This is a genomic window from Campylobacter sp. W0066.2 (assembly GCF_024723515.1).
Classification (GTDB): domain Bacteria; phylum Campylobacterota; class Campylobacteria; order Campylobacterales; family Campylobacteraceae; genus Campylobacter_D.
The window spans coordinates 38,819-63,917 of record NZ_JANQCV010000012.1 but is presented as its reverse complement, the minus strand read 5'-3'; the positions used below and the strand labels follow the sequence as shown (position 1 = coordinate 63,917).

Genomic DNA, 25,099 nt, shown 5'->3' with positions numbered 1-25,099 from the left:
CGACATATCTGCTTAGCATAGTGTAGTGATTATTTTAAAAATTAGAGTATTTTATACGAAATATATACTTTTTTACATTAAAGGTAATGAAAATGGCATATCTGCTTAGCACAGAGTAGTGATTATCTTAAAATGGGCTATTTTTTATAAATTTTAACCTATAAAACTCCAAAAAGAAAGCTTTAAAATACAGCTTAAAATTTCTATTTTACTAAACTTTTTATCAAAACAAAAAAAGGTAAGATTTTTTGAAAAAATTAACTTGTATTTTTTGGATATTTTTTATAACTTTAATAAAATGAAGATATATTTTAAGAAAAAATGAGAGTATTTTTAAGCTAGCGATCCAACTAAAATAAATTTCATTTGTATAAAAAATAAAAAAGATAAAATCAGATTAATTTTTATTTTAATATCAATCATGATCACCTCCTTATAATTTAATAAAATATAAAAAGGATCGCAGCTCCAGCTTTAAAAATACTAAGTGATATAATTTTATAATAATTTTAAATTAAAATAATTTTTTTATATTTTTGATAAAAAGATTAAGATGTATATAAAATAATATTTGCTTAATCCTAAAAGCAAAAAACCGAAAAAGCCGAGAAACCATTATTTTACCAATACTAATAATTATAAAATTTCATATGTTTTAATGGTTTAACTAATTTTAAAGCCTTATGAATAAAATAAATAAATTATAATGTATTTAGTTTATACTGTCTTCTTTTAATAAAAAAAAGAAATAGAGAATGAATTAGCAATTGAATATAAAAAAGTAAAATGTATTTTTTATTTTATTCTTTTTTTAAATATTTTTATAAAAGTCAATTTCTTTTTTAGATTATAATGATAAATTATATTATTTTAATATGGAGTATTAAAAATTAATTTTTGAGAAAAAAACCGCTACCAAAACCGCTCCCTGAGTTTTTTAAAAATTTTAGAAAGTAGCTTCAAAGCATGGTGGTGCGGATGAAAGGACTTGAACCTTCACGCATTGCTGCACCAGATCCTAAGTCTGGCGTGTCTGCCAATTTCACCACATCCGCAAAAGTGGTACGCTCAAGAGGATTCGAACCTCTGACCTACGGCTTAGAAGGCCGTTGCTCTATCCAGCTGAGCTATGAGCGCATAAAAATAAAAGTAACAATGGCTTATGGTGCGCCCGATAGGAATCGAACCCATAACCTACAGATCCGAAGTCTGTCGCTCTATCCAGTTGAGCTACGAGCGCTGATGGGGTGAGTGATGGGAATCGAACCCACGACCCTCAGGACCACAATCTGATGCTCTAACCGACTGAGCTACACTCACCATTTATAAAAATGGTCGGGGTGAAAGGATTCGAACCTTCGGCCCCTTGGTCCCAAACCAAGTGCGCTAACCAGACTGCGCTACACCCCGATGTACAAAAATAAAGCGTTATTCTACATAAAAAAATATTAAAAGTCAAGATAAAAAAATATTTAGCATAAAAAATGCTAAATATTTTAAGAATTATTTGTTTGTTTTTTTTGTGAAATGATGTTTAAAATTTCTACTATCAAAGAAAAAGCCATAGCTGTATAAATATATGCTTTATCTATATGGATATCAAAACCTTCGCACACTAAAACAAAGCCTATCATTACTAAAAATGCCAAAGCCAAGATTTTAATGCTTGGATATTTTTCTACAAAATCTGCAATTGGTTTAGAAGCAAAAAACATAACTAAAACTGCAATAATCACAGCAATAATCATAATCTCTATATCTTGAGCAATGCCCACAGCAGTAATAACACTATCTAGAGAAAATACTATGTCTATCACAGCTATTTCAGCTACTACAACCCAAAGTTTATTGCTAATTTTTATATTGCTTTGACTTTCCTCTTGATGCATTATACTTTCTTTAATTTCCTTGATAGATTTAACTATTAAAAACAACCCTCCAAGTAAAAGCACCAAATCCCTACCTGAAATTTCATTGCCTAATATACTAAATAAAGGTGCAACAAGTTTCATCACCCAAAACAAAGACAATAACAATAAAATTCTAGTAATCATCGCAAAAGCAAGACCTAGAATTCTACCCTTATCTCTATATTCTGGTGGTAATTTAGAAACTAAAATCGCTAGAAAAATGATATTATCAATCCCTAGTACAATCTCCAAAGCTGTAAGAGTAAGCAATACCACCCAAGCATCTACACTAAAAATCCATTCAAACATTTACTTTCCTTAAACAAAAGCGTAATTATAATGATGAAAAATTAATCATTTTCAAAAATTTTTACAATGGTTTCAGGTAAAAGTGTATGTTCAAGCTCGTGAATTTTCGCTTCAAATTCTTCAAAGTTTAAATTAGCCTTCTCAAAGGCTTTTTGAGCAATGATTTTACCACCATCAAGCTCTTCATTAACCCAATGCACACTAATGCCTGCTACTTTCATATCACTTTCATAGCTTTCTTTGATAGCATGAGCGCCTTTAAATAAAGGAAGTAAAGAAGGATGAAGATTAATAGCTTTTATATTTTGAGTGAAAATAGGACTTAAAATTCGCATAAATCCTGCTAAGATGGTCAGATCCGCTTGACTTTCTTTTATAATTTTTACTAATTCTGCGTCAAATTCTTCTCTTGAAGTAAATTTTTCATGTTCTATGATTTTAGTATCAAGACCATATTTTAAAGCTCTTTGTATGCCATAAGCTTCTTTTTTATTGCATACACACAAAACCACTTCAAAGGTATTTTTACCAAAAGTTTTTTTATGTAATTTTTCTAAAATATTTTCCAAATTACTTCCATTACCACTAAATAAAACTGCTAGTTTTATAAGCATTTTAACCCCTTTATTAATTTTAAAGCATCAAAACTAATTTTATTTTTCTTATAATTTTCAGCTACTAAAGCATGAGCTAATACTGCATTTTTAGCAGCTTCTAAAGCATTAAATTTAGCTCCAAGTAAAGCCGCTATCATACCACTTAGCACATCCCCGCTTCCACCTTTTGCCAAAGATTCATTGCCACAATTTACTACAAAAAGTTTTTCTTTTTGAGCGATGATGGAATTGGCCCCTTTTAACACCAAAACACATTGGAATTTAGAACTAAATTTTCTTGCATAAAAAAGGCGTTTGTTTTGAATTTCTTCTACACTCACATCCTCATTAAAACAAAGTTTTAAAAGCATAGAAAACTCTTTAGGATGAGGGGTTAAAACAACATCTTCTCTATCAAGATAAGAAAGTAAATTTTCACTTTGAAAGCAATTTGCATCTAAGACTAAAGGAATGTTTTTTAATCTTTCATCTTTTAAAATACTTAAATCATAAAGTCCCATACCTATAGCAGCTGCATTTATTTTACCTTCAATATCATCTTTTAGCATAATCAAAGGCGAAAAGCTTTCTTTAGCTACTAAAGATACAAGCCCTGCCCCAAACTCCAAAGCACCAAGTCCAGCTAGAGTACCTGCACTTTTATTGGCAAAAATATAAACATGACCAAAATCACCTTTACTTGAGTTAGCCTTTTTTGTAATGAGTTTTAAATCTTTTTTTTCTAGTAAAAAGCTCGAAGTATTTTGTATATAGGGTTTTAACCCCAAATTTGCAATTTTAATTTTACCTATAAATTCTTTTGCAAAATCTTCTAGCAAAATTTCTTTAATCACTCCCATGCAAAGAGTGTAATCAGCCTTAAAACATAGCTCTTGTCCAAGCCCGCTAGGAATATCACAAGCTATTTTTAAAGCCTTGCTTTTAGCAATTTTTTTAAAAATTCTTTGTAAATTTTCATCTAAAGCTTTATTTAAACCACTTCCAAAAACACAATCAACTATAATGTCAAAATCTTTAAATTTAGGTTCTTTTTTTAAGAAATTAAAACCTACACTTTTTAAAATTTGCTCTTGCTTGATAAACATCGCATTTTTTTTATATGGCACAGTATAAGCAAAAGCTTTTTTTAAGTGTCTAATGGCCACAAGTCCATCAGCTCCATTTCCACCGGTACCAAGCAAGAATAAAATTTTGGCATTTTTTATGTTTTTACTTTTTTTCTTAATCAAATTTGCAAGCTCTATGCCTGCATTTTCCATCATTAAAAACTCATCCAAGCCTTTTTCAATAAGCTCTTTTTCATAAGAAACATTATCTTTAAATACTGCTTTCATCACTCATCTCACATTTTATAAGCTTTTGGGTTTTAGCGCCTAGCTCTTTAAGCTTTATCACTCTTGAAGCAATATTTCCACTTCCATGAGTAAGCTTTGTTTGCATATTATCTACATTTGTGTTTAATCTTTTAACATTTTCTTTGATTTTTTCAAAATCATCTAAAACACCTGCAAATTTATCATGAAATTTGCCAAGCTCATCAAAAGCTTTTAAGATATTTTCATTACTTTGTATATTTTTCCATGAAATATTTATAGTATTTAATGCCATAAAAAGAGTGTTTGGTGTAGTTAAATAAACCTTTTTTTTATAAGCATATTGATAAATTTCAAGATCTACATTTAAAATCAAATCTAGAATATTTTGATAAGGTATAAAAAGCAAAACAAACTCATAAGTGTGTTTATCATACTGCATATAAGGCTTTTTGGCTAACTCATCAATTCTTGATTTTAGATTATAAGCTAAATCAAGGCAGGTATTTTGACTAATATCTTCAAAAGCAAAATCACTTGGCAAAGAAAATTTTGCATCTATGATTATACTTTTTTGTTTATCTAAAAACACAACCGCATCAGGAATGTAAGTTTTGCTCTCATCTTGAAATCTCTCTTGCAATTTATACTGCACGCCCTCTACCAAACCACTATTTTCTAAAACTGATTTTAGTTGCAATTCTGCAAAATTACCACGAATTTTTTTATCGCCCTTTAAAATTTTAGCTAGCTTATCTGCATTTTCTGTCATATTTTGGCTAAATTTAAACATATTGTCAATATGAGTTTTAAGACTAACTTCATTTGAATTTAGTCTTTCATTGTATTCTTTAACGCTTTTTTTCACAGGCAAGAAAATTTCTTCTAAGATTTTTTTTGTATCTTCATTGAGCATAAGTTTGTTTTGGTTTAAAATGCTAGCATTTTGTTTTTGTAAATTTTGTTCTAATTCTTGTTTTAATTCCACTAAACCTTGCTTGTATTTTTCTTCTAGTTTTATTAAAGTTTGAGTATATTCTTCTTTTAAATTCGCACGCTCTTTTAAATGTATATTTAAAAGTTCTTGCTGGGTTTGTTCTTTTTGAGCTAATTTTGCTTCTAAAGCCTCATTTTTAGATAAATATAATATTTTTTCATCTAAAAGTTTGGAATTTTTTTCTATGAGTGTAGTTTTTTCAAACTCTAAATTAGCAAGTTGATTTTGCAAGGCTATATTACTTTGGTTTAAAAACTCTAATTTTGCTTTTTCTTTTTGACTTTTAAACACATACCATATAAAAGCTAAAATTACAACAACTAAAAAGGCTATCAAGATATTTTCCATTTTTAAGCCTTTGTTTTTTCAATAAGAAAATAAATATTTTTTTCATTACCTTCTTTAAATTGTTTCATTTGCGGTAAAAACTCTTTTACCAATGCTCTAAAATTTTTAAAACCAAAATTTTGAGGGATAAAATTTGCGTGTTTTCTATTCATATTGGTGCGAATTTGAGCATATTCAGCACGGCCTTTTTCTTCTATTAAGGCTTCTGTGATATTGATTAAATCTTTGATATATTCTTTAGTGCTTAATATTTTTTCTTTAGATTCATCTTGATCTAAATAAAAAAATTCACTAAAAGAATTCACATAAGATTTTACAGCTTGTTTTAAACCCACACCTATAACTTGCTTTTTACCCTCTTTAAGTCTTTGGATTAAACTAGTATAATCACTATCACTTGAAACAATGACAAAAATATCAATATCTTTTTCATAAAAAAAACTCATAATCTCGGTGATTAAGTACATATCACTTGAGTTTTTATTAGCTATAAAATTAAATTGTTGCATAGCGATGATAGAATATTGTGCGATTTGTTCTTTCCAATTTTGTATATTTTTTTGTGTCCAATCTCCATAAATTCGTTTTATAACGATTTCTCCATAATCAGAAGCGATATCAAAAATAGATTTTGCATATTTTGAAGGAATATTTTCTGCATCAATAAAGATCGCCACACTTTTGTTATCCATTTTTTCTCCTATGTAGTTCTCATTCTAAAACTTAATGCTTTTAAAATATGAGTTTTTAAGATCAACTCACTTTGCTCTAAATCTGCAATGGTTCTTGCTACTTTTATGGTTTTATTTACCCCTCTTTGAGAAAGATTATATGAATTTACAGCCTTTTGTAAAATTTCATTCGCAGTAGAATCTAAAATACAAAATTGTTTCAGTTGTTCATCATTTAATTTAGCATTAAATTCTTCTTGTTTTCTTTGCTTTTGAAATAAAAATCCTTTAAAAACCATTTCACTCATCTGTTCAGAGCTTAAACTTGTTTTATCTTCATGCGAAATCTCATCCATAGCTACATAAAGATCAATTCTGTCTAAAATAGGAGATGAAATTTTATTTTTATATTTTTTAATTTCTATCTCTTGGCAACGACATGCAAGACTTTTAGAAAATAAATTTCCACAAAGACAAGGATTTTGCGCACAAGCAAATAAAAATTTAGTTTCATAAATCACTTTGGTATTAACTCTTGAAATAAGAATTCTAAAATCCTCTAGCGGCTCTCTTAAACTTTCTATGATTTGTTTTGAAAAATGGGGAAACTCATCAAAAAACAAAACCCCTCCATTTGCAAGTGCTATTTCTCCTATCTTAGCATTTTTAGTTCCTCCGCCAAAAATACTAGCTCTAGTACTTGTATGATGAGGACTTCTAAAAACCCTACTAGCACTAAAATCATCATCTAAAGAGTTTAATGACTTATAGGCATTTTGAGCTAAAATTTCTTTCAAACTTTGTGGCGGCATGATGAAAGGAAGTCTTTTAGCACACATACTTTTACCACTACCTAGACTACCTTCAAATAAAATATTATGCATACCCAAAGCTGCTATTATGCAAGCAAATTTAACATTTTCTTGACCCTTAACTTCTTTAAAATCATAAGGGTAAATAGAATTTTTTATATATTTTTGATTATTAATTTCTATGGCATTTTCAAACAAAGGATGAGTATTATTTATATGATAATTCTCATAATTTTTTTCTTTAAAAAAATCCATAGCTTGAGCTAAATTTTCCAAAGCATAGATTGTTAAGTTAGGTATCATCGAAGCTTTTTGTGCTATGGCTTTTGGTACCACTACTTTGGCATTTTGTACTTTTGCACTTAAAAAAAGTAAGATAGAAAATAAACTGGCAGTACTTTTTATACTCCCATCTAAACCAAGTTCTCCAAAAACAAAAAAGTCATCTAAATTTTCTTTTTGAAATAAAATCAAAATCGCAATAGCCAAATCAAAATGAGAACCATTTTTGGGGACATCTGAAGGACTTAAATTGATAGTAATTTTTTGCGCTGGAAAATTAAAATTTTGACTTAATAAAGTCGCCTTAACTCTCTCTGTGCTTTCTTTGATAGTAGAATTTGCAAGACCTACTATACTAAAACCTGGCAAACCTCTTGTGAAAGTTGATTCTACATCGATAATATCAAGCTCTGTAGAAAAACTTGCACATTTTAGTTTTTTCATTTGTTCTTTTTGAATTTTTTCTTAAAGTCTTTATCAAATTTTTGGCGTTTTAAAAAAGAAAGTTTTTCTATAAATAAATGTCCATCAAGATGATCAACTTCATGTTGAACAGCCACTGCTAAAAAATCATGCGCTTGTAAACTTTGTGGCTTACCAAACCTATCTTGATAGTCAAGTTGTATATTTTTATAACGCATTACATCTTCATAAAAACCTGGTATACTTAAACAACCCTCATTGCAAGAAATTTTTTCATCATCTAAAGGTGTTATAATGGGATTAATAATTTCTAAAAGAGTTTGCTTATCTTCTTTTTGCTCACCTTCTTCATCACCAATATCTACAAGTAAAGCTCTAATTGGCACATCAACTTGAATAGCAGCCAAGCCTACGCCCTTATTAGCTATCATTGTTTCATACATATCATCTAAAAGTATATGTAAATCTTTATCAAAATTTTCTACTTTTTTTGACTCTAAAAATAATCTTGGATTGGGATAGGTAATTATCTTTCTTATCATTTTTCTTTTTCCACTATTATAAAGGGTTCTAATTTTTTTCCTGAATCTTTTAAAGCTTCAATGCATTTTTCTATTAATTCCTCACCTTTGCTATCTTGATTAACAGCACTTATAGCCACTTCAATATCTACTTCTATTTCTTTATCTGCTAGGAAAAAATTTGAATTTTCTAAAGATTCTAATATTTTATTGCATATTTCTTGTGCTTTTTCTAAATTTGTATGAGAAATTATCATAACAAAAATATTATCTCCATAATGAGCTACTATATCGCTTGAGGAGACATTTTTGCTAAAAATTCTACACACACTCTTTAGGAAAGCATTTTTTTCTTTCTGGGTATAAGTTTGCTCAAGAATTTCTTCTTTTACTCTAAAAAATATTAAGGAAGTATGATAATTATATTTTGCATTACTTTTAATGCTTTTTTTCAAATTTTCTAAAAAGTATTTTTTATTATAAACTCCAAATTTAGAATCAAAATCACTTTGTTCTTCTATATGTTTATAAATTTGTCTAACCTCATCAAAATTTTCTTTAATCTCATCTGAATACTTATCTAAAATGTTAGAAAACCTTGAAAGATCTGCTTCAAGTGCATGAATTACATTAGAAACTGCCAAATTACCTGTGCTAATTGCAAGTTCTGAATTACGTCTTCTTAACATATCTTTAACTGTTTCAAGATGTCTATAAATCATAGCAATGTATTGCAATAATGCCGAAGTAGAACTAAAACTTTTTTTGATTTCTTGTTCTATATTTGCACGTTTGATACCATCATCATTTTGCTCAAATTTCACAATCTCACTAACTTTTTTCTTAAAAGCCACTGGACGTTCTTCAAGCATTTTTTGAAAATAAACTCCATAATTAGTTGGCGTTGGAGGTACATTATCTTTCACAAGCTCGGTCAAAATAGACTTTGCAAATTTTTCAAATTCACCCCCACTAATTTTTTGAATTTTTGGAGCTTCTTTGGCTGGAGTTGAATTACTACTTAAATTTAAATCAGCAAATAAATCATCATCTAACATTACTATGTTTTTCCTTATTTAAAACTTTTTTCCAAAACCTTATCAATTAAGCCATATTCTTTAGCCTCTACAGCACTCATAAAAAAGTCTCTATCAGTATCTTTTTCTATTTTAGAGAGTTTTTGTCTAGTGTTTTTAGCCAAAATATCATTTAAAATTGCTTTTAATCTTAGAATTTCTTTTGCTTGAATTTCTATATCAGTTGCTTGCCCTCTTGCGCCACCTAGTGGTTGATGGATCATAATTCTTGAATTTGGCAATGCAAATCTTTTTCCTGGAGCACCACAACTAAGTAAAAATGCACCCATAGAAGCAGCTTGACCAATACAAATAGTACTTACATCAGCTTTAATATAATTCATCGTATCATAAATACTAAATCCACTGGTTACAACCCCGCCAGGCGAATTAATATAAAGATAAATATCTTTTTGAGGATCTTCAGCCTCTAAAAATAAAAGCTGTGCCACGATAGAAGCAGCAAGATCATCATTGATCTCGCCACTTAGCATGATAATTCTATCTTTTAAAAGTCTTGAGTATATATCATAACTTCTTTCGCCTCTGCTTGTTTTTTCAACCACATAAGGTATGTATGAGCTCATTATTTTTCACTTTCTTTTTCAGTTTTCTTTTTGTCATTTTTTTTGAAAATATCAGCAAAAAGTTTTTCCTCGATTAAAGACATTTTGATGGCAGGCAATGCACCTTGTTTTTTGTAATTATCCAAATGTTCTTGTGGGTTAAAACCATATCTATAAGCTTCAAAATAAATCGCTTGGATTAATTCTTGATCGCTTACTGTAACATTTCTAAGTTTTGCTAGCTCGTCTATAATGAAAGTTAATTTTACGCTTTTTTGTGCATCTTCTTTGAAACTTTCTCTTTTTTCTTTATATTTAGCCTCATCTTTAAATTCTTTTAATTTTTCTTCGCTTAAAGTTCTCAAAGAGCTTCTAAATTGCATATCCGTTTCTTGTTCTACTATATTTCTTGGTAAAACAAAGTCAAACTTAGCTACCAAAGCTTCTGCAAATTGATTTTTAAGCTCATCGTTGATGAGTTTAAAGATTTTTTCATTTTTTAGTTGCTCTTTTAATTTTGCGTCTAATTTTTCAACACTTGGTTCTTTTTCTTCAGGCAACAAGCTTTTTAAAAGATCTTCATTTAATTCAGGTAATTTAAGTTCTTGAATTTCATGAATTTTTACTTTAAATACTGCATCTTTTCCTGCTAAATGTGCTGCACCATACTCTTTTGGAAAAGTTACATTAATATCTTTTTCCTCACCTACTTTTAAACCAACCATACTTTCTTCAAATCCTGGTATGAATTGTTTTGAACCAATTTCTAAAACATAATTTTGAGCTTTTCCACCATCAAAAGCTTTACCATCAACAAAACCCTCAAAATCAAATTTAGCAAAATCCCCTTCTTTTAAAGCTCTTGCCTCTTTAATCGCTTCAGGAGTTGCAAATCTTTTTAATAATTCTTCTTTTTTTGCATCAATTTCTTTTTGAGTTACTTTTGGTGTATTATAAGTTGGAATTAGTTCTTCATATCCATCTAATTTCACTTCTGGTCTAAAAGATAATACCATTTGAGCTTCAATAACACCATCTTTTCTATCAAATTTTTCAAAATATGGCTCACCTACTAAATCTTTAGCCTCTTTTTTAACTTCTTTTAAAGCACCATCTACAGCATTTCTTAAAAGATCTTGCTCCGCATCTCTTGTAAGCTCTTTTTCATATCTTTTAAGTATAGCAGCAACAGGAACTTTTCCTGCTCTAAAACCATCCATTTTCATAGTTTTAGATGCTTTCTTAGCTAATTTTTCCACTTCTGCTTTAATAGCTCCTTGAGCAATTTTCACAGTAGCATTTGCATTTGCAAAATCAATTAGTTTTGCTGTAACTTCCATAATGTTTTCCCTTTTTAAATAAAATTTTTTAATAATATACCAAAATTTTCCTTATCACTTTATATAAAAATAAAAATATGTTAAAATTTTAATTTTTGATGGAGAAAAAATGCAAGAAAAATTTGAACAATCAGTAAAAAATATGTTAGAAATTATCGGGGAAAATCCACAAAGAGAAGGACTTTTAAAAACTCCTACAAGAGTTTTTAAAGCTTTTGAATTTTTAAATAGCGGTTATAAACAAGATCCAAAACAAATACTAAATGATGCCTTATTTGAAAGCTCAAACAATGAAATGGTTTTAGTAAGAGATATAGAATTTTATAGTCTTTGCGAGCATCATCTTTTACCTTTTTTTGGGCGCGTACATGTTGCGTATATACCGGATAAAAAAGTCGTGGGACTTAGTAAAATTCCACGCCTTGTAGATGTTTTTGCAAGACGCTTACAAATTCAAGAACAACTCACAGAGCAAATCGCAGAGGCATTAATGGAACATGTAGGTGCAAAAGGCGTTGGGGTAGTTATTGAGGCAAGACATATGTGTGTTGAAATGCGTGGGGTGCAAAAGGCAAATTCTACCACTAGCACTTCAGCATTAAGAGGTAGCTTTTTAAAAAATGAAAAAACAAGAAAAGAATTTTTTACCTTAATTAACTCAGCAAAACAGGTTAGATTTTAATGGGTTTAGAAAAACTTCGTAGCAAAATTGCTTCACAAAGTCTTGCTAGTGTTTTTGGACAAATTACTAAAATTTCAAGTACTAGTATAGAAATAAATGGTTTAAAAACTAGCATAGGTGATATTATTAAAATAGTTTCTAGTGAAGATGAGAGCAAAGAAGCTATGGCTATGGTGGTAGAAGTAGATGAGAATTTAAGCTATTTGAGTCCTTTTGGTTTTGTGGAAGGTTTTAAAATAGGCGATCGTGCTTTTATTAATGATGCGGGTATGCAAATAGGTGTTAGTGATGAACTTTTAGGAAGAGTGGTTGATCCTTTTATGCGACCAAAAGATGGTAAAGGGTCTATTGAGGCAAGTAAATTTATGCCTATTATGCGTGCACCTATTGATGCAATGAAACGAGGTTTGATAGAAGAAGTTTTTCCAGTAGGTGTTAAAACAATAGATGCGCTTTTAACTTGTGGGGTAGGACAAAAACTTGGGATTTTTGCAGGAAGTGGGGTAGGAAAATCAACCCTCATGGGTATGATAGTAAAAAATTCCAAAGCTCCGATTAAAGTGATAGCTTTAATCGGGGAACGTGGTAGAGAAATTCCTGAATTTATACAAAAAAATCTTGGTGGTAAACTTGATGATACTGTCATCATCGTTGCAACAAGCGATGATAGTGCTTTAATGAGAAAATACGGAGCATTTTGCGCTATGAGCGTGGCTGAGTATTTTAAAGAACAAGGCAAAGATGTGTTATTTATCATGGATAGTGTAACGCGTTTTGCTATGGCTCAAAGAGAAATAGGCCTAGCTCTAGGTGAGCCTCCTACGACAAAAGGCTATCCGCCAAGCGTTTTAAGTCTTTTACCTCAGCTTATGGAGCGCGCAGGAAAAGAAGAAGGTAAAGGCACTATAACGGCTTTTTTTACCGTGTTAGTTGATGGAGATGATATGAGTGATCCAATAGCTGACCAAAGCAGATCAATACTTGATGGCCATATAGTACTTAGTCGCGAACTTACTGACTTTGGAATTTATCCACCTATAAATATACAAAATTCAGCCTCAAGGGTTATGGGGGATATTATTAGTGATGAACACAAACTAGCTGCTAGAAAATTTAAGCGTTTAAATTCCTTACTTAAAGAAAATGAGGTTTTACTTAGAATCGGTGCTTATCAAAAAGGCGCCGATAAAGAACTTGATCAAGCCATTGCTAAAAAAGACTTTATGCAACAATTTCTTAGTCAAAATCCTGAAGAAAGTTTTGAATTTGAAGATACTATCAATATGCTAAAGATGATTGATACGCAATAATTGGAATGATTTTTGCTTTTTTATGATAAAAAGTCATGAAAAAAGGATGGATCATGTCAAATATAGCTTTTTTAGATCATCAACAAAGCTTGGGTTTAAAATACACCGATATTTGTCAAAATATCTTTGAAAGAGAAATTTTTACACATATGTTTTTAGAGTGTATAAGCTATCTTTTATTAGAAAATAAAGCTAAATTAAAATACTTAAAGATCATTAATTCAAAAGAAGAATTTATCGTTGAATTTAAAATTAATAATCAAAAAAAATCTTTTATTATCAATGATAAAAAAAGCTTGAATGCAGAATTTAGTGCAAAAAGAATGACTCAAGATGAGTACGAAAGAGAAGTAGCTAGAATTTATCAAATAGAAAGATATTTAAAAACACAAAGCAATCTTCAAAATTTTTCTAGCGAAATTAGTGCTACCATGAAAAATCTTTTTAAAGATATGGATGAGTTTAAAAACTATATTGATATGCTTGAAGCAAAAGAAAACACTCACAATCACTACTTATCAAAAATTTATAATATAGCTTAATATTAATCAAACTTTGCCGATAATATTACTAATCCAAACAAAAGGAGTATGTTATGGGCGAAGTTACTAACAATCAAGCAAGTTTAATGCTTAACATTGCAACTACCATGATGAAAAAAACCATAGAAGCCAATGAAAATGCAGTAAGGCAAGTACTTGAAGGCGTAAATGCAAACCCTGCTCCAACTACTACTCCTAGCACTAGTTCAGGATTGCTTGACATTTACGCTTAATTTTTCTCTTCTCTTCAAAAATTTTGGCATAGCTTTTGCTTTTTTAAGGCTAAGCAATATTTTTGAAGAGAAGAATTATGTTTGTAAATTCTAATGTTAATCCGTATCAGAATTTTGCAAATTATCCTTTTGCAAAAACTGGACACGCAGAAGAAAAAAAAGAAAATACCAATATTAAAAGTGATTTACTTGATATAAAAGGTTCTAATTTAGATTATAAAGTAACTTATGCAAGTGAATTTGGTTTTAGAATCAATGAGCAAGGTTTTTTTGAAAAAGATCTTAATAAAACAGCTGCTTTACCTCTTGATTATGATATTAATATAAAAAGTATAAGAGAAATTTCAAAACAACTTATAAAGCTTGATGAGAATTTAAACTATAACAAAATAGACTTACCAAGACTTTTAAACACTTATCACAATACATTAAAAACTATAAATCCACAGTTTCAAAACAATGACAATGATTTTTTAAGTAAAACACAAATTTCTGAGTTAAATCAAGGTTATAGCTATACTTATGAAGGAAAAATTTTAAAAGTTTATGAAAATGCCAAAAGCTTACAAAATGCAAAAGAAACAAATAAAAATCTAAATACCTTAATGCTTGATAATAAAATAGGAGATTTTGCATTCAATGCAAGCATTGAAAACACGGCTAGCAATCCTATTATAAAACATTATTTAAACCGTCAAGGCGCAGTTTCTAAAAGCGGATTATTACTTAATTATATTTATCATGATTTAAAAGAACAAAACCATCAAAAGGCTAATTTCTTTTTATCTCCTATTGAGTTAGATATGTCTTCTAATGTAAATTTTCAAAAACTCATGAGAGGTCAAATGAGCATGCAAGATTATCTAAGTGAAAGCAATAAAGAAAAAATGAGTTTTGATTTATACTTACATATTAATGGGGTAGATAAAAACAATACTTCAGAAGATAAGCTTTCAGTTTTCTTTCAACAATACATTAACTATCAACATAGTATCAATATGCAAGAATTTGCCAATTCAAGTTCTATTTATAGTCTTTACAGTGAGCAAATTAGCAAAGATTTTGAAGCTTTAAAAAAAGAGTTCAATCAAAATGATTCTAATATAGACCTTGAAAAAATAAACACCCAAAAAGAACTTTTAGATACTCAATTTTTAGAAAATCGCAAAAGACAAGCAAGTATTAATAAAATTTTACACTCTTATTTAAATACTATGGCTTAAACTTGTGCTAAAATAATAACAAAAATTTTTGCACAAGTTAAAAACTTACTTGATTTAATATTAAATTTAATATTTTAGTGTATATTAACAAAAAAGATAAAAATTATCCTAATTAAAGGAGTATACTTTGAAAGTATATTTAGACAACAATGCAACAACACAACTTGCACCAGAAGCTTACGAGCTTATGAAACCTTTTTTAAAAGAACACTATGGCAATCCAAACAGCCTTCATCAATGGGGTAGTGCAACCCATCCTGCTTTAAAAGAAGCTATGGATAAACTTTATGCAGGACTTGGGGCAAGCGATTTAGATGATATCATTATCACTTCCTGTGCTACAGAGAGTATTAATTGGGTATTAAAAGGTGTGTATTTTGATAGAATTTTAAATAGCGATAGAAATGAAGTGATTATTTCTAGCGTGGAACATCCTGCAGTAGCAGCTAGTGCTATGTTTTTGAAATCTTTAGGAGTAAAAATCATAGAACTTGGCGTTGATCATGAAGGTGTTTCTAGTGTAAAAGATCTAAAAGAAGCTATTTCAGATAAAACTGCGCTAGTAAGTATTATGTGGGCAAATAATGAAACTGGCATGATTTTTCCTATAGAAGAAATGGCTCAAATTGCTCATGAATATGGAGCATTATTTCATACTGATGCCACTCAAGCTGTTGGGAAAATCAAGGTTAATTTTGCAAAAGCTGGAGTTGATTTTGCTTCATTTTCTGCACATAAATTCCATGGTCCAAAAGGCGTAGGTGGACTTTATATTAAAAAGGATATAGAATTAACTCCGCTTTTACATGGTGGTGAACATATGGGTGGTAGAAGAAGTGGAACTTTAAATGTACCATATATTATAGCAATGGCAGAAGCTTTAAGAATTGCAAATACTATGCTTGATTTTGAAAACTCACACATTAGAAGATTAAGAGATAAATTAGAAGATTTAATTTTAGCTATGCCTGATACAAGTGTAGTTGGGGATAGATCAAGAAGGGTTCCTAATACCATCTTAGCAAGCATTAAAGGTGTAGAAGGCGAAGCTATGCTTTGGGATTTAAACAAAAATGGTATAGCAGCAAGCACTGGTTCAGCCTGTGCTAGCGAAGCACTTGAGAGCAATCCTATCATGGAAGCAATTGGCGCAGAAAATGACTTAGCACACACCGCTTTAAGACTTTCTTTATCAAGATTTAACACAGAAGATGAAATTGATTATGCAGCAGAGCAAATAAAAAAAGCAACGCAAAGACTTAGAGCAATCTCAAGTACTTATGCATATAAGCCTGAAAATATTTAAAGGATAAAAAATGGCAAAGAATAATTTAATTGGCGGATCAATTTGGGATGAGTATTCTCAAAAAGTACAAGATAGAATGAATAACCCTCAGCATATGGGTGAATTCACACAAGAAGATGCGCAAAAAGCAAATGCAAAACTTATTGTTGCAGATTTTGGAGCTGAAAGCTGTGGTGATGCGGTTAGGCTTTATTGGTTAGTGGATGAAAAAACTGATAAAATCATTGATGCGAAATTTAAAAGTTTTGGCTGTGGTACAGCAATAGCAAGTAGCGATACTATGGTTGATCTTTGTATAGGTAAAACCGTAGATGAGGCTGTAAAAATTACAAATTTAGATGTTGAATTTGCTATGAGAGATAACCCTGAAACTCCTGCAGTTCCACCGCAAAAAATGCACTGTTCGGTTATGGCTTATGATGTTATCAAACAAGCTGCAGCACATTATAAAGGTGTTAATCCTGAAGACTTTGAAGATCAAATCATAGTTTGTGAATGTGCTAGGGTAAGCCTTGGAACCATCAAAGAAGTAATTAAACTAAATGATTTACACACAGTAGAAGAAATCACGCAATTTACCAAAGCAGGTGCTTTTTGTAAATCTTGTGTTAAGCCTGGAGGACATGAGAAAAAAGATTATTATCTTGTGGATATTTTAGCTGAAACTAGAGCTGAAATGGAAAGAGAAAAGCTAAAAGATCAAAGCAAAACAGATATTGCTTTTGATGATATGACCATGGTTAAACAACTAAAAGCAGTAGAGGCTGTTTTAGATAGTGATGTGCGTCCTATGTTGCACGGTGATGGTGGAGACTTAGAAGTAATTGATATTCAAAAAAGTGACAGTAAAAATATAGATATTTACATACGCTATCTTGGAGCATGTAGTGGCTGTTCAAGCGGGAGTGGTGCAACTTTATATGCTATAGAAAATATTTTACAAGAAGAACTTAGCCCAAATATACGCGTTATACCTGTTTAAGCAGTTTTTCTGCTTAAACTTTTAAATTTCAAGCCTTTTTATGTTAAAATAACACGTTAATAAAAATTTAAAAAGGCTATTTATGCAAAGACTTCAAACCTTTGTTAAAAGTGAAACTTTTCCTGGTGTTTTGCTAATATTTTTTACCGTACTTGCACTAATTTTACAAAATAGTTCTTTAACGGATCAATATACCAATTTTTTAAGTATTCCCTTTGGCTTTCAAGCGGGAAGTTTAGAAATTTTTAAACCTTTGCTTTTGTGGATTAATGATGGTCTTATTGCAATCTTTTTCTTTGCCATAGGACTTGAATTAAAATATGAAGTAACAAGAGGACAACTCAATAGTATAAAAGCTATGTCTTTACCTTTATTTGCCGCACTTGGCGGTATGATAGTACCGGCTTTAATTTTTGCATTTTTTAACTATAAAGACCCTTTTGCTTTGCAAGGTTGGGCTATACCTACTGCAACTGATGTGGCTTTTGCGGTTGGTATTTTAATGCTTTTAGGTAAAAGAGTGCCCACTTCTTTAAAATTATTCTTACTTTCTTTAGCTATTTTTGATGACTTGGGTGCGATTATTGTGATTGCTTTATTTTACACAAGCGAACTTTCAGTTTTTGCTATGATTGCTGCCTTGGTGTGTATTTTAGCGCTTTATTTACTAAATCATTTCCATGTTACCAAAAAATCTTTTTATATCATCATAGCTATAGTATTTTGGATAAGCATGTTAAAAAGCGGGGTGCATGCGACTTTGGCAGGTGTGATTACTGCTTTATTTATACCACTTCAAACAAAAAGTGGTGAGTCTTTTTTAAAAGAAATTGAGCATGACTTAGCACCTTGGGTGAGTTATTTCATCTTGCCTATTTTTGCTTTTGCAAATGCAGGCGTTGATTTAAAAGATATGGATCCAAGCTTTATGTTTTCTTCGGTTAGCATGGGTATTATTTTAGGATTATTTTTAGGAAAACAAATTGGAGTATTTTTATTTTCATATATTAGTATAAAACTAGGACTAGCAAAACTTCCACAAAATGTTAATTTCAAACAACTTTACGGGGTTTGTATACTCACAGGTATAGGTTTTACTATGAGCTTTTTTATAGATGGCTTAGCTTATCAAAATAGTGATATTTTTGCATATTCTGATAAATTAGCTATTTTAGTAGCTTCATTATTAAGCGCTATAGTTGGATATGCTTACTTAAAACTTATTTATAGTTTTAAAAAATGAAATTAAAAAGTTTCCAAAACTTTTTATCACTTGAAATTTTAGGAGGATTGTTGCTTTTATTAGCAACGATCTTTGCCTTGCTACTTAAAAATAGTCCTTATGGACAACATTATATGGACTTTTTAAGTGTAGAAATGGGTGTAAAAGTGGGTGTTTGGGAACTTTTTAACCTTCTTTATTGTGGATTAATGATGGTCTTATTGCAATCTTTTTCTTTGCCATAGGACTTGAATTAAAAAAAGAATTTGTTCAAGGAGAATTTAAAACTCTTAGTCATATTACTCTACCCTTAATAGCTGCTATAGGCGGTATAGTGGTGCCTGCTTTGATATTTTGTGCTATCAATTTTAACGATGCTTATGTTTTAAAAGGTTGGGCTATACCTACTGCAACTGATACTGCATTTGCTCTAGTTATACTTGCAATGCTAAAACAACGCATACCAAGTTCTTTAAAAATATTTTTAATATCTTTAGCGATTTTTGATGATGTAGGAGCTATTTTAATCATTGCTATTTTTTATACAGGAGAACTTTCTACTTTAGCTTTTTTTGTTGCCTTTTGCTGTATTGTGGGTTTATTTTTACTTAATCGTTTGGGCAATAAAAGAAAATCATTTTATTATATACTTGGAGCATTACTTTGGCTTAGTGTATTAAAAAGTGGAGTGCATGCAACTTTAGCAGGTGTGATTACTGCTTTATTTATACCACTTCAAACAAAAAGTGGTGAGTCTTTTTTAAAAGAAATTGAGCATGACTTAGCACCTTGGGTGAGTTATTTCATCTTGCCTATTTTTGCTTTTGCAAACGCAGGGGTTGATCTTTCAAAAATTGAAGCACATATGTTAAGTGTAGGAATTTTCTTGGGCTTATTTGTTGGAAAACAACTAGGTGTATTTGGCTTTGCTTATATGGCAGTCAAACTTAAACTTGCAAAACTGCCAAAAGATGCTAATTTTAAACAACTCTATGGAGTTTGCATACTCACAGGTATAGGTTTTACTATGAGCTTTTTTATAGATGCTCTTGCTTACGAGGTAAGCGATATATTTAATTTTGTGGATAATTTTGCTATTTTACTAGCTTCCTTAGCTTCTGGTGTATTTGGTTATTTTTATCTGCGCTTTGTAAAATAATTAAGTTTTTTTTAAATTAAATAAGATATAATTTCATTTCTTATTTAATATTTGGCCCATTCGTCTAGCGGTTAGGACATCGCCCTTTCACGGCGGTAACACGAGTTCGAGTCTCGTATGGGTCACCACTTTTTAACTTCTAATTACAAAAATATCAAAAATAGTAATTTTCCATAACTAAGCTTAATTTACAACCAATACATCAAATAAATATTCTAAAAGTAAAAAATATAAATAAATTTTTACCTACTGACAAGCTTGTAAGATTTTATGAAAATACTGTGGATAATAAGGCTTATCCTTTAAGAGTTTATAAGATAGAATTTTAACTTTCTTTATTCTCTCCATCCTTAAAAGAAAATATAGGCAAACTTAAACCATAATATATAGCCAAAAGTCTTGCCATGGTTCCTACAATCAATGAAGCAAGAATTACCCATAACTCATCTACACCTAAAATATACAATATATAATACAAAGCCCCTGTTAATATAGCAACACCCGCATAAATTTCTTTTTGAAATACAAGTGGTATCCTAGCACACAATATATCTCTTAATATCCCACCAAACACACCAGTAATCACAGCTGAACTCACAGCCACTATAAAACCATACCCCATTTGTATTGCAATTTGTGCACCTAAAACACTAAAAACAACCAAACCTATAGCATCTAAAATCAAAAAAAGTTTTTCAAGCCTTATAACATATTTGGCAATTTTTGTTGTAATCATAGCTGCAACACAAATTAAAATCACATATTCAGGAGTTTTAATCCAAGTTAGCGGATGATGATCAAGCAAAATATCTCTAATAGAACCTCCGCCAATAGCTGTTACTAAAGCTATAAATATCACCCCGAAAAGATCCATTTTATGTCTTCCCGCAGCAATAGCTCCTGTCATCGCATCAACAGTAATTCCGATAATATAAAGTATAGTTAAAAGCATAATGAGTTTTCAAAAAATCCTTGTTAAAACAAGGGTTAATTTTTACTTACGATATCAATGATATTTTGAGCTACTTTTTTAGCAATAGGATCAACAAATTCAGCAGGAGAAGTAAATCCTACGCAAGAGCAGTTAATCTCACCTAAAACATATTTATCTTTACCATTTTCATCTGTATCTAAGATAAAATCCGCTGTCCAAATTAAAGGAATATCGTAATTTCCAAGTTTTGAACGAATTTCTGGTAAGGTTGCTAAAAACCAATCTACCAATTCTTGCCAATCTTTTGGCTCATCATATCTATATTTTGCACCTGAAAAGAGTGTAGCAGAGAATGCATCAGCACCTTCTGCAGGCTTTTTATGCACTACATAAATTGGAGTATGATAAAGCATTAAAATTCTAATTTCACCTTCTTTAATACGCGGTAAAAAAGTCATATCTACAAGCATACCATTATCACCCACAATGTATTGCTCACAAAAATCCATAAATTCACCAAGCTCTCTTTCTTCTGTATGATTGTCTTTTGCTTCTGTGCATTTGATTTTTGCATTTAATGGCACACTTGTAGCCCCCGCTGGCAGCTCATCTATTAATCTCACACGCCAAATTCCCTCGCCTGTTGAACCACGATTTTGCTTCAAAACCCTCTCGCCTTTTGCTAAGGTTTTTACAAAACTTTCTTTAAAAGTTTTAATATCATAATACACATAAGTATCTTCAGGCACTAAAGCTGTTTTATTAAGCTTAGCAAGTGCATCTTTAGCACCATATCCTATCATCGCATCAGGATGAGGCATACCTATAACACCATTTGCACAAAGTTTTCTTAACATATCAAAGTATTCATTTTCTTCTTTTAAATTTCCTGGGTTAATTCTAGAAACATAAGCATCAGCATTGTTTTTTACATATTCATAAATTTCATCTTTTTTCTCTACTTCAAAAAAGACAACCTCAGCGTTCCAACCTTGCTCTTTTAAAGCATTTACCATAGGCATAGTGTCTTTTCTATGGCCATCTTTACCTTTATCGCTACCACCTCTAACTTCAAAAAATACGATATTTTTTTTCATATTGCTCCCTTTTTAAGGATATTTTATCATCATATCTAAATAAGTATTAAATTTTTATTTGTTTTTTACATAAACTCGTTGTAAATTTTGCAAATTTGAGCTTGCATTTAAAAGCAAAGCATCAGCCATGCAAATTGCTACCATAGCATTTACCACAACACTACCTCTTATACCCACACAAGGATCATGTCTGCCTTTTAACTCGTGTATAACATTTTCTCCTTGAGTATTTTGCGTTTGTTGGGGTAAAAATATAGAAGGAGTTGGCTTAAAATATGTTTTTATATCGATAAAATCCCCATTAGAAATTCCGCCTAAGATCCCACCACTATGATTACTTAAAAATACCCCATCTTTTAACTCATCATTATTTTGACTTCCATACATATAACTACTTTGATTGCCACTTCCTATTTCTATAGCTTTAACCGCATTTATCCCCATAATCGCATGAGCAAGTTTAGAATCAAGCTTATCATACAAAGGCTCACCTAAACCTTTAATAGGGTTTTTTACTCTAGTAAACACTCTAGCACCTATACTATTTTTAGCCTTTTTAGCCTTTAAAATTTCATCTTTGAAGTTTTGCTCTAAATTTTTATCTAAAGCATAAACTTCACTATTTTTAGCATAATCAAAATCAAACTCATCATTGCTAAGTTTGCTATCAATACTTCCTACTCCAAAAACTCCACTCATTATTTCTATATCAAATTCTTTTAAAAGCATTTGCGCCATAGCTCCTGCTGCTACTCTTGCTACACTTTCTCTAGCACTAGCTCTTCCACCACCTCTATAATCTCTAATGCCATATTTGTGATAATAAGTAAAATCAGCATGTGCGGGACGAAACACATCTTTTTCATAATCTTTCGAGCGTGTATTTTCATTATACACCAAAACACTTATAGGAGTTCCTGTTGTATAACCCTCAAAAACTCCACTTAAAACTTGAGCCTTATCTTCTTCTTTTCTAGGAGTGCTAAATTTATTTTGACCTGGTTTTCTTTTATCTAGCATTTCTTGTAAAAAATCAAAATCAAACTTCACTCCTGCTGGCATACCATCTATTATACAACCTATAGCTTGACCATGAGATTCACCAAAGCTTGTAAATTTAAATCTTACTCCAAAACTATTCATAGTTTTCCTAATTTTTCAAGTGCTATTTTAGCACATTGTTGCTGGGCTTCTTTTTTACTACCTGCTATAGATCTTGCTACTTCTATACCTTGAATTTTTACTGCGATTTCAAATTGCTTTTTATGATCAGGCCCAAAAGCCTTTACTACAATATACTCAGGTGTGCCTGCCATATTTGCCTGCGTAATTTCTTGTAATCTTGTTTTATAGTCTTTAAACAAACTTTGTGTGTCAATATGAGGATAAACTTCATTAAGTAAGTTTAATGCTATATTTTTAGTTTTTTCAAAACCTATTTCTAAATACAAAGCCCCCATTAGTGCTTCAAAAGCATCAGAAAGTATGGAAGGTTTATTGCGTCCATCGTTATTTTCTTCTGCGATAGACATAAAAATACATGCTCCAAGATCAAGTTTTTGTGCTAAGGTTGCAAAAGATTTTTCATTTACCAAAGCTGCTCTAAGTTTAGAAAGATTTCCTTCTGAGTCTTTTTGAAATTTAAAAAACAAAAACTCCCCTACTACTAAATCCATCACAGCATCACCTAAAAACTCTAATCTTTCATTATTATAAGGCTTTTTGTAACTTTTATGCGTTAAAGCTTCGATGAGCAATTGCTCATTTTTAAAATGATAATTTAGTCTTTCTTGGAGTTTTTTAAGCATTTATTGACCTTTCTTCTTGGAGCTTTAAGGCTGCATTTCTTGCTAGCTCATCGCAACGCTCATTTAATTCATGGCCATTGTGTGCTTTGATCCAAAAAGCAGTTATTTTATGATCTTTAGCCACACTTAAATACTCTTTCCAAAGATCAATATTTTTTTTACCTTTAAAATCTTTTTTTATCCAGCCCTCAAGCCATTCATTAATACTTTGTACCATTAAATTTGAATCTGTATAAAGCTTAATCTCACAAGGTTCTTTTAAAGCTTTTAAAGCCTCTATAATAGCCATTAACTCCATACGATTATTTGTTGTATTCTCACACGCTCCGCTTTGTTCTTTTTGATGATTTTTATAAGTTAAAACATAAGCCCACCCTCCAAAGCCAGGGTTGTTTAAACAAGAACCATCAGTATAAATTTCAATATTTTTCAAGCTTTTACCTCATAACAAATCTCACATTTTCCAAATTCATAACAAAATGGACAATGATAAAAAAACAAAGGACTTTGATTTTTACAATTATTACACACATAAGTAAAGCTAAGATTTGCACTTAACTCATTATCGTTTAAAATTTTTAAAATTTTTAGCTTGTGATTTTTGATAGGAATAGTTTTTGTGCTTAAATTTTTTGCATAAAAAAACTCATGGTATTTTTCATCTTCAAGATTAAGCGGACTTTTGCATTCATTAAGTAAATCAATGACATTTTCAAATTGAGGCATTTGCGTAAGTTTATCTTTATAATGCAAAAAGCAAAGTCTTAAAATATACTCATTGTCCTTGCTCAAAGCTAAAATTTCTTTTAGTTTTTGTTCTTGCTCTTTAGAACTTGCTTGAATTTTCAAAGCCTTTATCAAAGCTTTTTCTGCATAAATATTTTCTCCTAGCTCAAACAAACATTCTAAAACATCTAAAACCTTATCATAATCTTTGAGTTTTAAATAAACAATTTTTAAAAGTTTTAAGCTTTCTTTATTGCGTGCTTTGATTTTTAAAGCATTTAACAAAGCTTCTACGCTACGCTCTAAAAATCCTGCTTTTAAATAAACTTGTGCTAGCGAAAAAAAGATAAACTCTTTTTGGCTTGCCTCATTTGCTTTTTGCAAAGCTATGAGATAAATCCCCACAGCTTTTTCAAATTCACCACTTTTGGTAAAAATTTGAGCTAAGAAGTTTAAATTTTCTATGCTTAAATTAGCATTTTTTAAAATTTGTTGATGCGTAGAATTAATTTCAAATTTTTTTACAAAACGATCAAGTTTGCTTTTTTGATCTTTATTTGCAAAAATACGCCATATATAATGCGAACTAGCTATGATAAAAACCAAAGCAGTTAAAACAATAAGACCAAATAAAGGATCGCGGTATTCTACAAAGAAAAAATCCATAACCTTACAACTTAATTTTCAAAT

24 protein-coding genes, 6 tRNA genes and 1 pseudogene are annotated in these 25,099 nt (G+C 30.4%); 10 read left to right on the top strand and 21 right to left on the bottom strand.

The genetic code is table 11. The features are described from left to right. Positions 1-970: 970 nt before the first annotated feature. The 15 genes from CAMP18498_RS06640 to tig all read right to left on the bottom strand — a co-directional run bounded on the left by CAMP18498_RS06640 (position 971) and on the right by tig (position 11,185). Positions 971-1,055: transfer RNA gene (locus CAMP18498_RS06640), tRNA-Leu, on the bottom strand. Between the two features lie 5 nt (positions 1,056-1,060). Further along, a tRNA-Arg gene (locus CAMP18498_RS06635) sits at positions 1,061-1,137 on the bottom strand. 26 nt (positions 1,138-1,163) lie between these two features. Further along, positions 1,164-1,240: transfer RNA gene (locus CAMP18498_RS06630), tRNA-Arg, on the bottom strand. Positions 1,241-1,243: 3 nt separating this feature from the next. Beyond that, positions 1,244-1,320, bottom strand: a tRNA-His gene (locus tag CAMP18498_RS06625). A gap of 12 nt (positions 1,321-1,332) precedes the next feature. Beyond that, a tRNA-Pro gene (locus CAMP18498_RS06620) sits at positions 1,333-1,410 on the bottom strand. Positions 1,411-1,496: 86 nt separating this feature from the next. After that, positions 1,497-2,219 carry a TerC family protein gene (locus CAMP18498_RS06615; RefSeq protein WP_337198080.1) on the bottom strand — a complete coding sequence of 241 codons (723 nt, stop codon included), beginning with the start codon at positions 2,217-2,219 and terminating at the stop codon, positions 1,497-1,499. Positions 2,220-2,260: 41 nt separating this feature from the next. After that, positions 2,261-2,833 (bottom strand): phosphoribosylglycinamide formyltransferase, encoded by a 573-nt coding sequence (purN, locus tag CAMP18498_RS06610; RefSeq protein ID WP_337198079.1) that lies wholly within the window; start codon positions 2,831-2,833, stop codon positions 2,261-2,263. After that, positions 2,824-4,170 carry an NAD(P)H-hydrate dehydratase gene (locus CAMP18498_RS06605; RefSeq protein WP_337198078.1) on the bottom strand — a complete coding sequence of 449 codons (1,347 nt, stop codon included), beginning with the start codon at positions 4,168-4,170 and terminating at the stop codon, positions 2,824-2,826. Before CAMP18498_RS06605 ends, purN begins: the two co-directional genes overlap by 10 nt. Then, complete coding sequence (rmuC, locus tag CAMP18498_RS06600) at positions 4,154-5,494, bottom strand: DNA recombination protein RmuC (RefSeq protein WP_337198077.1); 1,341 nt, start codon at positions 5,492-5,494, stop codon at positions 4,154-4,156. Before rmuC ends, CAMP18498_RS06605 begins: the two co-directional genes overlap by 17 nt. A 2-nt stretch (positions 5,495-5,496) precedes the next feature. Then, positions 5,497-6,186 carry an NYN domain-containing protein gene (locus CAMP18498_RS06595; protein ID WP_337198076.1) on the bottom strand — a complete coding sequence of 230 codons (690 nt, stop codon included), beginning with the start codon at positions 6,184-6,186 and terminating at the stop codon, positions 5,497-5,499. 8 nt (positions 6,187-6,194) lie between these two features. Next, the gene (locus CAMP18498_RS06590; protein WP_337198075.1) at positions 6,195-7,703 is read right to left on the bottom strand and encodes a YifB family Mg chelatase-like AAA ATPase; all 1,509 of its coding nucleotides are present in this window, start codon (positions 7,701-7,703) and stop codon (positions 6,195-6,197) included. Continuing rightward, a complete protein-coding gene (gene def / locus CAMP18498_RS06585; RefSeq protein WP_337198074.1) occupies positions 7,700-8,224 on the bottom strand; it encodes a peptide deformylase in 525 nt (174 codons plus the stop codon). Before def ends, CAMP18498_RS06590 begins: the two co-directional genes overlap by 4 nt. Beyond that, positions 8,221-9,261, bottom strand: coding sequence for a GGDEF domain-containing protein (locus CAMP18498_RS06580; RefSeq protein WP_337198073.1), 1,041 nt, complete (start codon positions 9,259-9,261; stop codon positions 8,221-8,223). The genes def and CAMP18498_RS06580 overlap by 4 nt, the downstream gene beginning before the upstream one ends. A gap of 14 nt (positions 9,262-9,275) precedes the next feature. Then, on the bottom strand, positions 9,276-9,866 hold the full coding sequence (clpP, locus tag CAMP18498_RS06575; RefSeq protein WP_337198072.1) for an ATP-dependent Clp endopeptidase proteolytic subunit ClpP: 591 nt from the start codon (positions 9,864-9,866) through the stop codon (positions 9,276-9,278). After that, the gene (tig, locus tag CAMP18498_RS06570; protein ID WP_337198071.1) at positions 9,866-11,185 is read right to left on the bottom strand and encodes a trigger factor; all 1,320 of its coding nucleotides are present in this window, start codon (positions 11,183-11,185) and stop codon (positions 9,866-9,868) included. The genes clpP and tig overlap by 1 nt, the downstream gene beginning before the upstream one ends. 109 nt (positions 11,186-11,294) lie before the next feature. On the opposite strand from tig, the gene folE reads away from it, so the two are divergent. The 10 genes and pseudogenes from folE (at position 11,295) to CAMP18498_RS06520 (ending at position 19,972) form a co-directional block, all read left to right on the top strand. Continuing rightward, on the top strand, positions 11,295-11,867 hold the full coding sequence (gene folE, locus CAMP18498_RS06565; RefSeq protein WP_337198070.1) for a GTP cyclohydrolase I FolE: 573 nt from the start codon (positions 11,295-11,297) through the stop codon (positions 11,865-11,867). After that, complete coding sequence (fliI, locus tag CAMP18498_RS06560; RefSeq protein ID WP_337198069.1) at positions 11,867-13,177, top strand: flagellar protein export ATPase FliI; 1,311 nt, start codon at positions 11,867-11,869, stop codon at positions 13,175-13,177. Before folE ends, fliI begins: the two co-directional genes overlap by 1 nt. Positions 13,178-13,230: 53 nt before the next feature. Continuing rightward, the gene (locus CAMP18498_RS06555; RefSeq protein WP_337198068.1) at positions 13,231-13,719 is read left to right on the top strand and encodes a hypothetical protein; all 489 of its coding nucleotides are present in this window, start codon (positions 13,231-13,233) and stop codon (positions 13,717-13,719) included. A 53-nt stretch (positions 13,720-13,772) separates the two neighbouring features. Further along, positions 13,773-13,952, top strand: coding sequence for a putative motility protein (locus CAMP18498_RS06550; RefSeq protein WP_337198067.1), 180 nt, complete (start codon positions 13,773-13,775; stop codon positions 13,950-13,952). Positions 13,953-14,029: 77 nt separating this feature from the next. Then, complete coding sequence (locus CAMP18498_RS06545; protein ID WP_337198083.1) at positions 14,030-15,175, top strand: hypothetical protein; 1,146 nt, start codon at positions 14,030-14,032, stop codon at positions 15,173-15,175. Between the two features lie 127 nt (positions 15,176-15,302). Beyond that, complete coding sequence (locus CAMP18498_RS06540; RefSeq protein WP_337198066.1) at positions 15,303-16,481, top strand: NifS family cysteine desulfurase; 1,179 nt, start codon at positions 15,303-15,305, stop codon at positions 16,479-16,481. A gap of 10 nt (positions 16,482-16,491) precedes the next feature. Next, the gene (locus CAMP18498_RS06535) at positions 16,492-17,463 is read left to right on the top strand and encodes an iron-sulfur cluster assembly scaffold protein (protein WP_337198065.1); all 972 of its coding nucleotides are present in this window, start codon (positions 16,492-16,494) and stop codon (positions 17,461-17,463) included. 82 nt (positions 17,464-17,545) lie between these two features. After that, the gene (gene nhaA, locus CAMP18498_RS06530) at positions 17,546-18,706 is read left to right on the top strand and encodes a Na+/H+ antiporter NhaA (RefSeq protein ID WP_337198064.1); all 1,161 of its coding nucleotides are present in this window, start codon (positions 17,546-17,548) and stop codon (positions 18,704-18,706) included. Further along, positions 18,703-19,844 (top strand): annotated as a pseudogene (gene nhaA / locus CAMP18498_RS06525) (Na+/H+ antiporter NhaA). Before nhaA (CAMP18498_RS06530) ends, nhaA (CAMP18498_RS06525) begins: the two are co-directional and overlap by 4 nt. 53 nt (positions 19,845-19,897) lie before the next feature. Further along, positions 19,898-19,972 (top strand) — tRNA-Glu (locus CAMP18498_RS06520). 197 nt (positions 19,973-20,169) lie between these two features. Here CAMP18498_RS06520 and CAMP18498_RS06515 read toward each other — a convergent pair. From CAMP18498_RS06515 to CAMP18498_RS06490, 6 genes are read right to left on the bottom strand one after another with little or no spacing between them, the layout of a single operon-like run. Beyond that, positions 20,170-20,796 carry a trimeric intracellular cation channel family protein gene (locus tag CAMP18498_RS06515; RefSeq protein ID WP_337198063.1) on the bottom strand — a complete coding sequence of 209 codons (627 nt, stop codon included), beginning with the start codon at positions 20,794-20,796 and terminating at the stop codon, positions 20,170-20,172. A 35-nt stretch (positions 20,797-20,831) separates the two neighbouring features. Next, the gene (locus CAMP18498_RS06510; RefSeq protein WP_337198062.1) at positions 20,832-21,875 is read right to left on the bottom strand and encodes a Cj0069 family protein; all 1,044 of its coding nucleotides are present in this window, start codon (positions 21,873-21,875) and stop codon (positions 20,832-20,834) included. A 54-nt stretch (positions 21,876-21,929) separates the two neighbouring features. Next, the gene (gene aroC, locus CAMP18498_RS06505) at positions 21,930-23,018 is read right to left on the bottom strand and encodes a chorismate synthase (protein ID WP_337198061.1); all 1,089 of its coding nucleotides are present in this window, start codon (positions 23,016-23,018) and stop codon (positions 21,930-21,932) included. Beyond that, a complete protein-coding gene (gene rnc / locus CAMP18498_RS06500) occupies positions 23,015-23,683 on the bottom strand; it encodes a ribonuclease III (protein ID WP_337198060.1) in 669 nt (222 codons plus the stop codon). The genes aroC and rnc overlap by 4 nt, the downstream gene beginning before the upstream one ends. Then, a complete protein-coding gene (gene rnhA, locus CAMP18498_RS06495; RefSeq protein ID WP_337198059.1) occupies positions 23,676-24,116 on the bottom strand; it encodes a ribonuclease HI in 441 nt (146 codons plus the stop codon). Before rnhA ends, rnc begins: the two co-directional genes overlap by 8 nt. Next, positions 24,113-25,075, bottom strand: coding sequence for a hypothetical protein (locus CAMP18498_RS06490; RefSeq protein ID WP_337198058.1), 963 nt, complete (start codon positions 25,073-25,075; stop codon positions 24,113-24,115). The genes rnhA and CAMP18498_RS06490 overlap by 4 nt, the downstream gene beginning before the upstream one ends. Positions 25,076-25,099 lie beyond the last annotated feature (24 nt).

Coding starts and splice junctions, on each gene's coding strand:
- aroC (WP_337198061.1), bottom strand. CDS start 23,018: ATGAATAGTTTTGGAGTAAGATTTAAATTTACAAGCTTTGGTGAATCT.
- tig (WP_337198071.1), bottom strand. CDS start 11,185: ATGGAAGTTACAGCAAAACTAATTGATTTTGCAAATGCAAATGCTACT.
- clpP (WP_337198072.1), bottom strand. CDS start 9,866: ATGAGCTCATACATACCTTATGTGGTTGAAAAAACAAGCAGAGGCGAA.
- CAMP18498_RS06510 (WP_337198062.1), bottom strand. CDS start 21,875: ATGAAAAAAAATATCGTATTTTTTGAAGTTAGAGGTGGTAGCGATAAA.
- purN (WP_337198079.1), bottom strand. CDS start 2,833: ATGCTTATAAAACTAGCAGTTTTATTTAGTGGTAATGGAAGTAATTTG.
- CAMP18498_RS06595 (WP_337198076.1), bottom strand. CDS start 6,186: ATGGATAACAAAAGTGTGGCGATCTTTATTGATGCAGAAAATATTCCT.
- rmuC (WP_337198077.1), bottom strand. CDS start 5,494: ATGGAAAATATCTTGATAGCCTTTTTAGTTGTTGTAATTTTAGCTTTT.
- def (WP_337198074.1), bottom strand. CDS start 8,224: ATGATAAGAAAGATAATTACCTATCCCAATCCAAGATTATTTTTAGAG.
- CAMP18498_RS06605 (WP_337198078.1), bottom strand. CDS start 4,170: ATGAAAGCAGTATTTAAAGATAATGTTTCTTATGAAAAAGAGCTTATT.
- folE (WP_337198070.1), top strand. CDS start 11,295: ATGCAAGAAAAATTTGAACAATCAGTAAAAAATATGTTAGAAATTATC.
- CAMP18498_RS06555 (WP_337198068.1), top strand. CDS start 13,231: ATGTCAAATATAGCTTTTTTAGATCATCAACAAAGCTTGGGTTTAAAA.
- fliI (WP_337198069.1), top strand. CDS start 11,867: ATGGGTTTAGAAAAACTTCGTAGCAAAATTGCTTCACAAAGTCTTGCT.
- rnc (WP_337198060.1), bottom strand. CDS start 23,683: ATGCTTAAAAAACTCCAAGAAAGACTAAATTATCATTTTAAAAATGAG.
- CAMP18498_RS06615 (WP_337198080.1), bottom strand. CDS start 2,219: ATGTTTGAATGGATTTTTAGTGTAGATGCTTGGGTGGTATTGCTTACT.
- CAMP18498_RS06535 (WP_337198065.1), top strand. CDS start 16,492: ATGGCAAAGAATAATTTAATTGGCGGATCAATTTGGGATGAGTATTCT.
- CAMP18498_RS06545 (WP_337198083.1), top strand. CDS start 14,030: ATGTTTGTAAATTCTAATGTTAATCCGTATCAGAATTTTGCAAATTAT.
- CAMP18498_RS06490 (WP_337198058.1), bottom strand. CDS start 25,075: ATGGATTTTTTCTTTGTAGAATACCGCGATCCTTTATTTGGTCTTATT.
- CAMP18498_RS06515 (WP_337198063.1), bottom strand. CDS start 20,796: ATGCTTTTAACTATACTTTATATTATCGGAATTACTGTTGATGCGATG.
- CAMP18498_RS06590 (WP_337198075.1), bottom strand. CDS start 7,703: ATGAAAAAACTAAAATGTGCAAGTTTTTCTACAGAGCTTGATATTATC.
- CAMP18498_RS06550 (WP_337198067.1), top strand. CDS start 13,773: ATGGGCGAAGTTACTAACAATCAAGCAAGTTTAATGCTTAACATTGCA.
- CAMP18498_RS06580 (WP_337198073.1), bottom strand. CDS start 9,261: ATGTTAGATGATGATTTATTTGCTGATTTAAATTTAAGTAGTAATTCA.
- nhaA (WP_337198064.1), top strand. CDS start 17,546: ATGCAAAGACTTCAAACCTTTGTTAAAAGTGAAACTTTTCCTGGTGTT.